This is a genomic window from Enterobacter sp. 2VL (genome assembly GCF_005503595.1).
GTDB classification, from domain to species: Bacteria; Pseudomonadota; Gammaproteobacteria; order Enterobacterales; family Enterobacteriaceae; genus Enterobacter; species Enterobacter cancerogenus.
Map to the genome: position 1 here is coordinate 282170 of NZ_SCNE01000003.1, position 12725 is coordinate 294894.

General features: G+C 59.4%; 11 protein-coding genes. 5 read left to right on the plus strand and 6 right to left on the minus strand.

The features are described from left to right. Together nrdB and yfaE are read left to right on the plus strand one after the other, a co-directional pair. Complete coding sequence (gene nrdB, locus FFS28_RS09505; protein ID WP_137849412.1) at positions 1–1131, plus strand: class Ia ribonucleoside-diphosphate reductase subunit beta; 1131 nt, start codon at positions 1–3, stop codon at positions 1129–1131. Continuing rightward, positions 1131–1385: a class I ribonucleotide reductase maintenance protein YfaE gene (gene yfaE, locus FFS28_RS09510; protein WP_042320298.1), complete on the plus strand. Its 255-nt coding sequence runs from the start codon at positions 1131–1133 to the stop codon at positions 1383–1385. Before nrdB ends, yfaE begins: the two co-directional genes overlap by 1 nt. 33 nt (positions 1386–1418) lie before the next feature. On the opposite strand, the gene FFS28_RS09515 is transcribed toward yfaE, so the two are convergent. The 4 genes from FFS28_RS09515 to glpT form a co-directional block, all read right to left on the minus strand. After that, positions 1419–2345, minus strand: coding sequence for a LysR family transcriptional regulator (locus FFS28_RS09515; RefSeq protein ID WP_101737240.1), 927 nt, complete (start codon positions 2343–2345; stop codon positions 1419–1421). 29 nt (positions 2346–2374) lie between these two features. Beyond that, positions 2375–3916 (minus strand): GMC family oxidoreductase, encoded by a 1542-nt coding sequence (locus tag FFS28_RS09520; RefSeq protein ID WP_137849413.1) that lies wholly within the window; start codon positions 3914–3916, stop codon positions 2375–2377. Between the two features lie 165 nt (positions 3917–4081). Then, positions 4082–5143, minus strand: coding sequence for a glycerophosphodiester phosphodiesterase (gene glpQ, locus FFS28_RS09525; protein ID WP_006176477.1), 1062 nt, complete (start codon positions 5141–5143; stop codon positions 4082–4084). Positions 5144–5154: 11 nt separating this feature from the next. Continuing rightward, positions 5155–6507, minus strand: coding sequence for a glycerol-3-phosphate transporter (glpT, locus tag FFS28_RS09530; RefSeq protein WP_137849414.1), 1353 nt, complete (start codon positions 6505–6507; stop codon positions 5155–5157). A gap of 251 nt (positions 6508–6758) precedes the next feature. Here glpT and glpA point away from each other — a divergent pair, with 251 nt between their 5' ends. From glpA to glpC, 3 genes are read left to right on the plus strand one after another with little or no spacing between them, the layout of a single operon-like run. Then, positions 6759–8387, plus strand: a complete 1629-nt coding sequence (gene glpA / locus FFS28_RS09535) for an anaerobic glycerol-3-phosphate dehydrogenase subunit A (RefSeq protein WP_137849415.1) — start codon at positions 6759–6761, stop codon at positions 8385–8387. Further along, positions 8377–9594: a glycerol-3-phosphate dehydrogenase subunit GlpB gene (gene glpB, locus FFS28_RS09540; protein WP_137849416.1), complete on the plus strand. Its 1218-nt coding sequence runs from the start codon at positions 8377–8379 to the stop codon at positions 9592–9594. The genes glpA and glpB overlap by 11 nt, the downstream gene beginning before the upstream one ends. After that, positions 9591–10781, plus strand: coding sequence for an anaerobic glycerol-3-phosphate dehydrogenase subunit GlpC (gene glpC / locus FFS28_RS09545; protein WP_137849417.1), 1191 nt, complete (start codon positions 9591–9593; stop codon positions 10779–10781). The genes glpB and glpC overlap by 4 nt, the downstream gene beginning before the upstream one ends. Positions 10782–10814: 33 nt before the next feature. On the opposite strand, the gene FFS28_RS09550 is transcribed toward glpC, so the two are convergent. Continuing rightward, positions 10815–12014 carry a nicotinamide mononucleotide deamidase-related protein YfaY gene (locus tag FFS28_RS09550; RefSeq protein ID WP_137849418.1) on the minus strand — a complete coding sequence of 400 codons (1200 nt, stop codon included), beginning with the start codon at positions 12012–12014 and terminating at the stop codon, positions 10815–10817. A 94-nt stretch (positions 12015–12108) separates the two neighbouring features. After that, positions 12109–12648 (minus strand): YfaZ family outer membrane protein, encoded by a 540-nt coding sequence (locus tag FFS28_RS09555; protein ID WP_042320303.1) that lies wholly within the window; start codon positions 12646–12648, stop codon positions 12109–12111. Between the last annotated feature and the right edge of the window lie 77 nt (positions 12649–12725).

Sequence of the window (12725 nt, forward strand, 5' to 3'; positions counted from 1 at the left end):
ATGGCATATACCACCTTTTCACAGACGAAAAACGACCAGCTCAAAGAGCCCATGTTCTTCGGCCAGCCGGTCAACGTGGCACGCTACGATCAGCAAAAATATGACATCTTCGAAAAGCTGATTGAAAAGCAACTCTCCTTTTTCTGGCGCCCGGAAGAAGTTGACGTCTCTCGCGACCGTATCGATTTCCAGGCCCTGCCGGAACACGAAAAGCATATCTTCCTCAGCAACCTGAAGTATCAGACGCTGCTGGACTCCATTCAGGGGCGTAGCCCGAACGTGGCGCTGCTGCCGCTGATCTCCATTCCGGAGCTGGAAACCTGGGTTGAGACCTGGGCGTTCTCCGAGACGATCCACTCCCGTTCGTACACCCATATCATCCGCAATATCGTGAACGATCCGGCGGTGGTGTTTGACGATATCGTCACCAACGAGCAGATCCAGAAACGTGCCGAAGGCATCGCGCACTATTACGACGAGCTGATTGAGATGACCAGCTACTGGCATCTGCTGGGCGAAGGCACCCACAACGTGAACGGCAGAACCGTCACCGTGAACCTGCGCGCGCTGAAAAAGCAGCTCTATCTGTGCCTGATGAGCGTTAACGCGCTGGAAGCGATCCGCTTCTACGTCAGCTTCGCCTGCTCCTTCGCCTTTGCCGAGCGCAAGCTGATGGAAGGCAACGCCAAAATTATTCGTCTGATTGCCCGTGACGAAGCCCTGCACCTGACCGGGACCCAGCACATGCTGAACCTGCTGCGCAGCGGTACGGACGACCCGGAAATGGCGACCATCGCCGAAGAGTGCAAACAGGAGTGCTACGACCTGTTCGTGCTGGCCGCACAGCAGGAGAAAGAGTGGGCAGATTACCTGTTCCGCGACGGCTCCATGATTGGTCTGAACAAGGACATCCTGTGCCAGTACGTTGAGTACATCACCAACATCCGTATGCAGGCGGTCGGTCTTGATCTGCCGTTCCAGACGCGCTCAAACCCTATCCCGTGGATCAACACCTGGCTGGTGTCCGATAACGTGCAGGTCGCGCCTCAGGAAGTGGAAGTCAGCTCTTACCTGGTCGGTCAGATTGATTCTGAAGTCAACACCGACGACCTGAGCGACTTCCAGCTCTGATGAGCCGGGTGACGCTACGCCTTACCGGCACAGAAGTCCTGTGTCGGGAAGAGCACCCTTCCCTGTTGGTCGCCCTTGAGGCCCACCAGGTTGAGGTTGAGTATCAGTGTCGGGAAGGCTATTGCGGCTCGTGCCGCTGTCGCCTGGTCGCAGGCCAGGTGGACTGGTTGACCGAACCGCTGGCCTTTATCAGCGAAGGGGAAATTTTGCCCTGCTGCTGCCGGGCAAAAGGCGATATTGAGATCGAGATGTAACGTCCCTGTGCCCTCTTCCTGTGGGAGCGGGCATCAGGGCAGTTGTCCATTCAGGCGCAATCGTCTTTCCCATTCTGGCTCCGCGCCCAGATGTTCTCCAATGCAGTTCACTAAAGCCTGTATCACCGGTGAATCCCGACGCGTTTTGCGATACAGGGCAACGATATTCCCACCATCCGGACGCCACTCGGGCAGTATCACCTGCAGTTCCCCTTTTTCAACAGCCTCTGCGCCTAAAAAAAGCGGCAGCACCATAATACCCAATCCGGCCTTTGCAGCTGCCAGCAGGCTGAAGGCGTTATCCGAACGCAGACGACTGCGGACGCGCCATGGCTGAACCTCCCCCTGATGAACAAGCTGCCAGACCCCGCCCGGCGCGCGGTGGCTGTACAGTAGCCCGTCGTGGTGCGCCAGTTCCTCTGGATGCAGCGGCGTGCCGCAGCGCTGGAGATAGGCCGGGCTGGCGCATAAATAGGTCAGGTTACGCGCCAGATGCCGGGCAATCAGGGTGGAATCCGGCAGTGTGCCAAGGCGGATCGCCACGTCAAAGCCGGGCTGATGCATATTGATATGCCGATCTTCAGTGACGATATCCAGCGCGATCTGCGGATAGCGCGCGGCGAAATCGGCCAGAATGGGTGACAGGTGCGTACACATAAAGGTGTGAGAAGTGGTCATTCGCAGCCTGCCACAGACGTCGGTTCGCCCTGGCGTCACCGCCTCTTCCGCAAGGCTTACCTCATCCAGAATACGCACGCATTCGCGATAGAACAACAGCCCCTGTTCCGTGAGACTCAGGCTCGGCCCGCGCTCCAGCAGGCTTACACCCAGGCGCTTCTCCAGCCCCTTGATACGCTGGCTAACCACCGATTTCGTTGTCCCCAGCTTTTGCGACGCGCCGACAACGCTCAGCGCGTCCACCACCGCGACAAAGGTGCTCATCTCCACGAATTTGTTCATCAGGTATTCCGTTCGGGCACGTCCTTTTACTATGGCCCACTGGCGGAGGCGGCGAAACGGCTGGCGATATATTCTGCAGCCATGATCACATCCGGGTTGGTGGCCTGAGAGGGCACGTCCGGGAAAATTGACGCATCGGCAACATAAAGTCCCTGGGTACCTAACACCCGGCCCTGCTGATCCACAACGGCCTGCGGATCGCTCTCCAGCCCCATCGGTGCCGTGGCGGAGAGGTGAAGATTGCTCTTGACCGTAGCGTACTGCTCTTTCACCTTTTGCGACTTCGTGACCGCCAGTTTGCCGCCCTTCACACCGGGAAATTCCCCGGTGACCAGCTCGCGCAACGGTGTTTCCTCCACCAGCTCGCGCGACAGTTCCAACGCCTCCAGCATACGCGCGACGTCCCGCTCATCGTCCAGCAGATTGAGATCGATGTTCGGCTTCAGCAGCGGGTTACGGCTGGTGAGCGTCAGCGTCCCGCGCGACCAGGGGCGTGAAACGGTATAAAACAGCTGAAAGCCTGACCCTTGCGGAAACAGCGCCGGATCAACGAAATGGTTATTACTGATGTAAATATCCAGCTCACCGGGTTCCGCCAGGGTGGAGCGGGTCCAGAGCGTCGCACCGATGGGTGGGCTGTCGCTCTGCGGCGGCAGCGTGCCGAGCATAATACCGTTCACCGGCTGCTCCTGCAGATTTAGCCCTACAGGTAAATCCTGGCAGACGGGAATATCAAGCTGGCGCAAATCACTCCCTGGCCCCACGCCCGAGCGGAGCAGTATAGCGGGCGTTCCCGCCGCGCCAGCGCACAGGAACACCGTGTCGGCAAACAGGCGGTTGCCCTCGGCCAGTTGCACACCCTCGACCCGGCCTTTATTCAACAGAACTTTGTCGACCACCGCCATGCCTGCGATTTCCAGGTTAGGCCTGGCGCGAACCTGCGCATTGAGATAAACCATGCCGGTATTCTGCCTGACGCCGTTCACGACATTGAGCGGATAGAGGGCAATACCGTGCTGATGCGGCCCGTTCACGTCTGCAATTTCCGCAAAACCATGTGCACGGCAGGCGTGATAAAACGCCTGGCTGGCAGGGCTCAACGATGCCAGCGTCGGCAGCCTGACCGGTACAGGTCCGTTACGCCCGTGCCAGTCATCGTCGCCATAATCGGCGCTCTCCAGCGCCTTGAACCAGGGTAAGACCTTATCGAAAGACCAGTCCGTCAGGCCGCGCTTTACCCAGCGATCGAAATCAGACCTGGGGGCCCTGACGAAGGCCCCGGCATTGATCGCCGATCCGCCGCCCAATACCCTTGCGCGGAGATGCTCTGCGGTGTGATCGGTTCCGGTCGCCGTGCCCCGCTCCCAGACATAGTCGCCACCGCCCACGCTGTGGCTCATCGACAGCTCGGGGGGATACTCATCTGGCGCAAAGGCCGGCCCCGCTTCCAGCAGCAGCACGCGCCGGTCCGGATTTTCACTTAACCTTGCAGCCACCACCGCACCGCCTGAACCACCCCCGACCACAATCACGTCCCAAACATCGTTGATACCGGCTGTCGTTGCACTCATCTCTTTCTCCTCTGTCGCGCTACCGGCAGAAAACAGCCACGCCGGAGTATAAAAGGAGAATATGTGAGGCCAACCGCGCTGAACAGAGCGCCAAACGCGAACCGGCGTTCATAAAAAATGAACAAAAAAAGACCCGCCGAAGCGGGTCCATGTCAGTGCAACGCGTTACTGAGACGTTCGCAGGAACTGCACTGCTTTATCCGGGAAATCCGTAAACAACCCGTCGACGCCCGCCTGGTTATACAGCACGTCATAAAGCTGATTCACATCCGTCGCATAGTCCGGCAACTGGTCTGCACGTACCGTGTAAGGATGCACCTGCATCTTGCTGGCGTGCGCCTCTTTCACCATCGCCGTGAAGGTGATGTGCCCCGGCGTGGAGCCTTCCGCCACCAGCATGTGGTAATCCGGCCCGATGCCGTCGGCGTACTGCGCAATCTGCTTCATCGCGCCCGGCTTAAACATCCAGTCGTAGTTGTAGTTAACCCACTTGCCGTCCGGCTGCTTCTCCTGCGTTTCATTCCAGTCGGTATAGGCAATCAGCTGCACCAGGTTGAGATCCATCCCCCGCTTCGGTTCCAGCTCGGTTTTGATGCGCTTGAGTTCCGCCGCATCAAAGCACTGGAGGTAGACCTTATCCTTCTTGCTGGTGTAGCCGTACTGCTTCAGCACATCCAGCGTTTTTGCCGCAATGTCCTTCCCTTCCTGATGATGGAACCACGGCGCTTTGATCTCCGGGTAGATACCTATGTTTTTACCGGTAGAGTGGTTCAGCCCCTGAACAAACTCGATTTCCTCTTCAAAGGTATGAATGCGGAAGTCGGACTTGCCCATCGGGAAACGCCCCGGATAGACCTGCACCTTCTTGCCGTTTTCAATCTCGAAGCCTTCGGTAAATTTCAGCGAGCGGATCTCGGCAAGCGTGAAGTCGATGGCGTAATAACGGCCGTCCTTGCGGGCACGGTCGGGAAAACGGTCGGCGACATCGGTGACGCGGTCAAGATAGTGGTCATGCAGGACGACCAGATGGTCGTCCCTGGTCATCACCAGATCCTGCTCAAGGTAATCCGCCCCCTGCGCGTAAGCCATCGCTTTCGCGGGCAGCGTATGCTCAGGCAGATAGCCGCTGGCGCCACGATGAGCAATGACAATCTTATCTGCCGCCAGCGCCGAGCCTGTCATGACACCGGCCAGCAGCAGGCCGGTAGCGAGTTGAGTCAGTTTCATCGTAATGCTCCTTATTGACGACGTGACTGTATTTCGGCGTGATGACGTTTTTCACCAATCATGACAACAATCAGCAGCAGTACCGCCAGTACGCTACCGCCAATCATGACCATGAAGCCGCCATCCCAGCCGAAGAAGTCAACGGTATAGCCGACAATGGCGCTTGCGGCGACCGAGCCACCCAGATAACCAAACAGGCCGGTAAAGCCTGCCGCCGTCCCTGCCGCTTTTTTCGGTGCCAGCTCAAGGGCATGCAGGCCAATCAGCATCACCGGACCGTAGATCAGAAAGCCGATCACAATCATACAGGCCATGTCCACGCCCGGGTTGCCCGGCGGGTTAAGCCAGTAAACGACGGTGGCGATGGTCACCAGGGTCATAAAGAACACACCCGTAGCACCACGGTTGCCGCGGAAGACCTTGTCCGACATCCAGCCACAAATCAGCGTGCCCGGGATACCCGCGTATTCATACAGGAAGTAGGCCCAGGACGATTTATCCAGCGCGAAGTGTTTCACCTCTTTCAGGTAGGTTGGCGACCAGTCGAGGATGCCGTAACGCAGCAGGTAAACGAAAACGTTGGCTACCGCGATGTACCACAGCAGTTTGTTGGGCAGCACGTACTTCATGAAGATCTGTTTGGCCGTCAGCTCCTCTTCATGCTGTTCGCTGTAGTCGTCCGGATAATCGTTTTTGTACTCTTCAATTGGCGGCAGGCCGCAGGACTGCGGCGTATCGCGCATCAGGGCGAAGGCGATAATCGCCACTACGATCGCACCAAAAGCCGGCATGTAAAGGGCGGCTTTCCAGTCGTTGAACCATGCCATCCCGAGCAGGAACAGCAGCGGAGGAATGCCGCCGCCCACGTTATGCGCGCAGTTCCAGACCGACACAATTCCGCCACGCTCTTTCTGCGACCACCAGTGCACCATGGTACGTCCGCACGGCGGCCAGCCCATCCCCTGGAACCAGCCGCAGAGGAACAGCAGCACAAACATAATCGCAATGCTGGACGTCGCCCACGGCACAAAGCCCATAAACAACATCACCGCAGCCGCCAGAATCAAACCGGCTGGCAGGAACACGCGCGGATTCGAGCGATCCGACACCGACCCCATAATGAATTTGGAAAACCCGTAGGCGATAGAGATCCCCGAGAGCGCAAACCCTAAATCACCGCGCGAAAACCCCTGCTCCACCAGATACGGCATGGCGAGCGCGAAGTTTTTACGTACCAGATAATACGCCGCGTACCCGAAGAAAATCCCCAGGAAGATTTGCCAACGCAGACGGCGGTAAAGCGGATCTATCTCTGCCTCTGGCAGACGCGCCCGATGCGGCGCAGGTTTAAAGATACTGAGCATGACAGCCTCCGTGGCCTTGTAATGAATGAGAAGGTGCCTCGCACCCGATTCCAGAGGCGGCGATGTTAAGAAATCACGGTGATTGTTACTGTGAATCAACGCACAGATTGTTACAGAAATATGACAGAATGCGCAAAAAAGCGCATGGAATCACGTTTCACTTTCGAATAACGCGCGTTTATGTTCGAAATCAAACAAACCACATTTTCAGTGTGGCTAAATGATAAAAAAACGAACATAGAGGGAAGACAATGACGGTTTTCGATCCTCGCTACAGCGATGTGATAATCATTGGCGGCGGCGCAACCGGGGCCGGCATCGCCCGCGACTGTGCCCTGCGTGGCCTGAGCGTAACCCTGCTGGAGCGCCATGATATTGCGACAGGTGCCACAGGCCGCAACCACGGCCTGCTGCACAGCGGCGCGCGGTACGCGGTGACCGACGGTGAGTCGGCGCGGGAGTGTATTGCGGAAAACCAGATCCTGAAACGCATCGCCCGCCACTGCATCGAGCCGACCAACGGACTGTTCATTACCCTTCCCGAAGACGATCTCGCGTTTCAGCAAACCTTTATTTCCGCCTGCACAGCCGCAGGGATCCAGGCCGACGCCATCGACCCGGCGCTGGCGCGTCGGCTGGAGCCGTCTGTCAACCCGGCCCTCACCGGCGCGGTGAAAGTCCCCGACGGCACGGTCGATCCGTTTCGCCTGACCGCCGCAAATATGCTGGACGCCCGGGAACACGGCGCGCGCATTCTGACCGGGCATGAAGTCACCGGGCTTATCCGCGAAGGCAACACTGTGCGCGGCGTGCGGGTGTTCGACCCGCAGTATAACGAGCGCAGCGAACTGTATGCCACCGTGGTTATTAATGCGGCGGGGATCTGGGGGCAACGCATCGCGGAATACGCCGACTTATCCATCCGCATGTTCCCGGCGAAAGGTTCGCTGCTGATCCTCGACCATCGCATCAACAACCACGTCATCAACCGCTGTCGTAAGCCTTCCGACGCCGATATTCTGGTGCCGGGCGACACCATTTCGCTTATCGGCACCACCTCCACCCACGTCGATTACAGCGAGATTGACGTTAACCGGGTGACGGCCGAAGAGGTGGATATCCTTCTGCGCGAAGGCGAGAAACTGGCTCCGGTGATGGCGCAAACCCGCATTCTGCGCGCCTATGCGGGTGTGCGGCCGCTGGTCGCCAGCGATAACGACCCAAGCGGGCGCAACGTCAGCCGGGGGATCGTCCTGCTCGATCATGCCCAACGTGACGGCATGGAGGGCTTTATCACTATTACCGGCGGCAAGCTCATGACCTACCGCCTGATGGCGGAGTGGGCCACGGATGCGGTCTGCCGCAAACTCGGTAACACAACGCCATGCGTCACGGCAGAACAGCCCCTGCCCGGATCGCGTCAGTCCACCGAGAAAACGCTGCAGAAAATCATCTCTCTGCCCGCTCCGCTGCGCGGCTCCGCCGTTTATCGCCACGGCGACAGAACCCCGCAGTGGCTTGGCGAGGGGCGGCTTAGCCGCAGCCTGGTGTGCGAGTGCGAAGCGGTGACCGCAGGCGAGGTGCAATATGCCGTCGAGAATCTGACGGTCAATACGCTGCTCGATCTTCGCCGCCGCACGCGCGTCGGCATGGGTACCTGTCAGGGCGAGCTTTGCGCCTGTCGCGCCGCCGGGCTGCTGCAACGCTTTCACGCCACCACCTCAACGCAGTCCCTGACCCAGCTCAGCGATTTCCTCAATGAACGCTGGAAAGGCATTCAGCCCGTTGCCTGGGGCGATGCCCTGCGCGAAAGCGAGTTTACCCGCTGGGTTTATCAGGGACTTTGCGGCCTGGAGAAGGAGCCACATAATGAAATTTAATACCGTTATTGTCGGCGGCGGGCTGGCAGGGCTGCTGTGCGGGATCACGCTCACGCAACGTGGTCTGCGCTGCGCCATCATTACCCGCGGGCAGAGCGCTTTGCATTTTTCTTCCGGATCGCTGGATCTCCTCGACGATGCCTGTCGCGGCGCACTTGCGCCTGAGCATCCCTACAGCCTGATCGGCGAGCACAACATTGCCCGCCTGGCGCAGGAAACCGAAAGGCTGCTGAGCGCCTGTGGCGCGCGGATGCAGGGCAGCGCTGAGAAAAATCACCAGCGCGTGACGCCGCTCGGCACCCTGCGTTCCGCGTGGCTCAGCCCGGAAGAAGTTCCTGTCGCCCCGTTCAGCGCAGAACGCGTAATGGTGGTAGGGATTGGCGGTTTTCTTGATTTTCAGCCGCACCTGGCGGCGGCCTCGCTCTGTCATCGCGGCATTAACGCGACGGCGGCGGAGATAGACCTTCCCGAACTGGACGTGCTGCGCGAAAACCCCAGCGAGTTTCGGGCAGTGAATATCGCGCGACTGCTGGATAACGACAATAACTGGCCGCTGCTGTATGGCGCGCTCAGGCCGCTCGCTGAACAGTGTGACGCCCTGTTGATGCCTGCGTGCTTTGGCCTCACCGACAATCAACTCTGGCGCTGGCTGTCGGACCGTCTGCCGTGCACGCTCGGCTTGCTGCCGACCCTTCCCCCTTCCGTACCGGGTATTCGGCTGCACACACAGCTTAAGCAAAAATTTATTGCCCAGAGCGGCGTGTGGATGGCGGGTGACGAGGTGAAAAAGATCACGCTGTCTGATAGCGACCTCAGCGAGGTGTGGACGCGAAACCACGGCGACATTCCGCTGCGCGCACACGCCGTGGTACTGGCCAGCGGCAGCTTCTTCAGTAACGGCTTACTGAGTACCCGCGAGGGGATCCGCGAAGCCATTCTGGGGCTGGATGTCCGGCAGAGCGCCTCCCGTTCGGACTGGTATCAGAGTGATTTCTTTACGCCGCAGCCCTGGCAGCAGTTTGGCGTGATTGTCGATAACCACCTGCACCCGCAGCTCAACGGCCGGTCGCTTAACGGTCTCTACGCCATCGGCTCGATTCTGGGCGGCTACGATCCGATTGCCCAGGGCTGCGGCGGCGGCGTGTGTGCGATCACGGCGCTTCATGCCGCAGAGCAGATTATTCAACGCACGGAGGCAGAACAATGAGCGATAGCCGTTTCGAAAGCTGCATAAAATGCACGGTGTGCACCACGGTCTGCCCGGTCAGCGGCGTGAACCCGCGTTATCCTGGCCCAAAACAGGCCGGGCCTGACGGCGAGCGCCTGCGTCTGAAAGACGCCGCACTCTATGATGATGCGCTGAAATACTGCATCAACTGCAAGCGCTGCGAGGTGGCCTGTCCGTCAGACGTCAAAATCGGCGACATCATCCAGCGCGCCCGGACGCAGTACAGCACGCAAAAACCGACGCTGCGCGATGCGATCCTCAGCCATACTGACCTGATGGGCAGCGTTTCCACGCCCTTCGCGCCGCTGGTGAATGCCGCCACCTCCCTGAAACCGGTACGCCGGCTGCTCGACGCAACGCTGAAAATTGACCACCACCGCAGCCTGCCGAAATACTCCCACGGCACCTTCCGTCGCTGGTACAAATCGGTGGCGGCAGAGCAGGCCCGCTTTGCCGATCAGGTGGCGTTCTTCCACGGCTGCTACGTGAATTACAACCACCCGCAGTTGGGAAAAGACCTGCTGAAAGTGCTGAACGCGATGGGCACAGGTGTGCAGCTCCTCAGCAAGGAAAAATGCTGCGGCGTGCCGCTGATTGCCAACGGCTTTACGGATAAAGCGCGCAGGCAGGCCCGCAGCAACGTCACCTCCCTGCGCGACGCGATCGTCGGGAAAGGCATGCCGGTTCTTGCCACCTCGTCTACCTGCACCTTCACCCTGCGCGACGAGTACCCTCACCTGCTGGGCGTGGATAACACCGATCTGCGCGACCATATTGAACTGGCAACGCGGTTTTTGTGGCGCATGCTGGACAGCGGGAAGACCTTACCGCTGGGCACCCTGCCGCTGAAGGTGGTGTATCACACGCCGTGTCATATGGAAAAAATGGGCTGGTCGCTGTATACCCTGGAGCTGCTGCGGCTGATCCCGGGGCTGGAGCTGACGGTGCTGGATTCGCGCTGCTGCGGGATAGCGGGCACCTACGGATTTAAGCGTGAAAACTACGACACGTCGCAGGCGATTGGCGCGCCGCTGTTCAGGCAGATAGAGGAGAGCGGAGCCGACCTGGTAGTGACCGACTGCGAAACCTGCAAATGGCAGATTGAAATGTCCACCAGCAAACGCTGCGAACATCCCATCACCCTGCTGGCAAACGCGCTGGGCTAAGCGATGCCGGGGCGGTTTGCCCCGGCACATTCGTTACTCAACAAACAGGGAATCAACCACATTGATCCAGCCATGCTCGCTGGCGACCGGTTTGCCGTTCAGCCAGCGTCGCAGCATGTTGAGCGCCATCATGGCACACACCTCCTGACGCACCGCCTGGCTGTGGCGGGAGATACTCATTTTTACCTGCAGCGCATGGGTTCCTTCCGGCGTCGCGAGGGCAAAATTAAGGTGCTCGCCCTCCACGCCGCCGACGGCCAGCGCCAGCCCGGCGAAATGTTTAACCCTGCGCTCCGACGCCCAGCGCGCGGTCTGCGCCAGCGTTTCCTGCTGGAACGGCACCACTTCACTGGCCAGAAGCGGCGCATCCGCCCGTGAAAGCTGCAGCGCCAGAAGCCCGCCGGTGAACTGTTCGCTCAGCGTAACGCTTAGCTGACGCGACTTCAGGGTACGGGCAATCTGCGCAGGCAGCCCTTCCGTTCCCTCAAAGATCAGGCTCTCTCCCGCCACGCGCTGCACCTCAGGCCATAGCGCCAGCATGGCCTCCTTTTGCGTCGCCGGGCCGGTCAGCTTCAGCTCGATAATCGGCATAGAAGAGCGGTAGCCCATCGAGACGCCCGGCGGCAGCGGCAGGCTGTCGAGGCTCTGGGCAAGATCGCTTTCAGAGCGGCCAAAGGTGGTCAGACGCAGACACAGCGGCGGCTCAGGCAGGGTGAAACGCGCGCGCAGGCGCGGCAGGATTTGCTGCTCGACCATCACTTTAAATTCAGACGGCACGCCCGGCGTGAAGAACATCAGGCAGCGGTTAAGCTTAACGGCAAAGCCACAGGCGGTACCGACGGGGTTATCCACCAGCTCGGCGCTGGCGGGGATTTCGGCCTGCTTGCGGTTGCTGGGGGCCATGACGCGACCGCGCTCGGAGAAAAAGCGCTCCATCTGCGCCAGCCACGCTTCGTGGAGGACCAGCCCTTCGCCTTTCGCCGTGGCGGCGGCCAGCGCGCTAAGATCGTCGCCGGTTGGGCCAAGGCCACCGTTCACAATCAGCACGTCAGCGTGCTCGCTGCGTTCGCGCAGAATGTTCACCAGCGACTCAAGGTTGTCGCCTACCGTATTGCGGCGCGTTAACGGTAATCCCTGCTCAAAGAATAAATCGGCGAGCCAGGCCGCATTAGTATCGATGATTTGACCATGCAGCACTTCATCGCCGGTGGATAACATCTCCACGTTAATCATTGTGTTCTCCCGCTTTAATAGTCAAAACACTATAGCGCAATTGGGAGAGGGGGGAAGCGATAAACTGGCGCGGCAGGCCGCCGCGCCGGGGGAATTAGAAGCCTGCGCTCACGCCCACGTACGGGCCGTCGGCCAGCGCGTTGTCGCGGTTGCCGTCTTTACCGGCCAGGTTCAGATAGCGGTAACCTGCTTCGATGGTGACAGGACGCATGATGGTCCAGCGCGCACCGGCGTTAGCTTCCTGATAGCTGTCGATACCGCTGGAGAGCGAATCCGGAGAGTAGTAGTACTCGCCGAACAGGCCGAAGCTGTCGCCAATTTTCCACTGCAGTCCGCCGCCAACGGCCGCCGCGTATCCTTCGTCACCGTCGTTCGGGTTGGTGTAGATACCTTTACCGCCCACGGTTGCCAGGAATGGCCCCAGCGGAACGTTAAGGCCAAGGCCGAGGCTTGCCGCATCGCCGTCATCGTCGTTATGCGTCCAGCCGCCCGTCATCGCCAGGCCAGAGGTTTCCGTCCCCAGGCCAAAGCCCAGGTGGGTGTAATCCTGACCCGCTGAGCCGTTAAAGGAAATTGCGTTTGCCGCAACTGAAACAAACATCAGGCCTGCGCCCAAAAATGCCACTTTTTTCATTGTCATGTCCCGCACGTAATAATTAGAGATGTCCCAAAACCGCGAGATTTTAACCTGCGTGTCTTTGGGATCAAGCA

Excerpts from the sequence above, each read along its gene's own strand:
- glpC (WP_137849417.1), top strand. The coding sequence starts at position 9,591 with ATGAGCGATAGCCGTTTCGAAAGCTGCATAAAATGCACGGTGTGCACC.
- glpB (WP_137849416.1), top strand. The coding sequence starts at position 8,377 with ATGAAATTTAATACCGTTATTGTCGGCGGCGGGCTGGCAGGGCTGCTG.
- FFS28_RS09520 (WP_137849413.1), bottom strand. The coding sequence starts at position 3,916 with ATGAGTGCAACGACAGCCGGTATCAACGATGTTTGGGACGTGATTGTG.
- glpT (WP_137849414.1), bottom strand. The coding sequence starts at position 6,507 with ATGCTCAGTATCTTTAAACCTGCGCCGCATCGGGCGCGTCTGCCAGAG.
- FFS28_RS09550 (WP_137849418.1), bottom strand. The coding sequence starts at position 12,014 with ATGATTAACGTGGAGATGTTATCCACCGGCGATGAAGTGCTGCATGGT.
- nrdB (WP_137849412.1), top strand. The coding sequence starts at position 1 with ATGGCATATACCACCTTTTCACAGACGAAAAACGACCAGCTCAAAGAG.
- yfaE (WP_042320298.1), top strand. The coding sequence starts at position 1,131 with ATGAGCCGGGTGACGCTACGCCTTACCGGCACAGAAGTCCTGTGTCGG.
- FFS28_RS09555 (WP_042320303.1), bottom strand. The coding sequence starts at position 12,648 with ATGAAAAAAGTGGCATTTTTGGGCGCAGGCCTGATGTTTGTTTCAGTT.
- glpA (WP_137849415.1), top strand. The coding sequence starts at position 6,759 with ATGACGGTTTTCGATCCTCGCTACAGCGATGTGATAATCATTGGCGGC.
- FFS28_RS09515 (WP_101737240.1), bottom strand. The coding sequence starts at position 2,345 with ATGAACAAATTCGTGGAGATGAGCACCTTTGTCGCGGTGGTGGACGCG.
- glpQ (WP_006176477.1), bottom strand. The coding sequence starts at position 5,143 with ATGAAACTGACTCAACTCGCTACCGGCCTGCTGCTGGCCGGTGTCATG.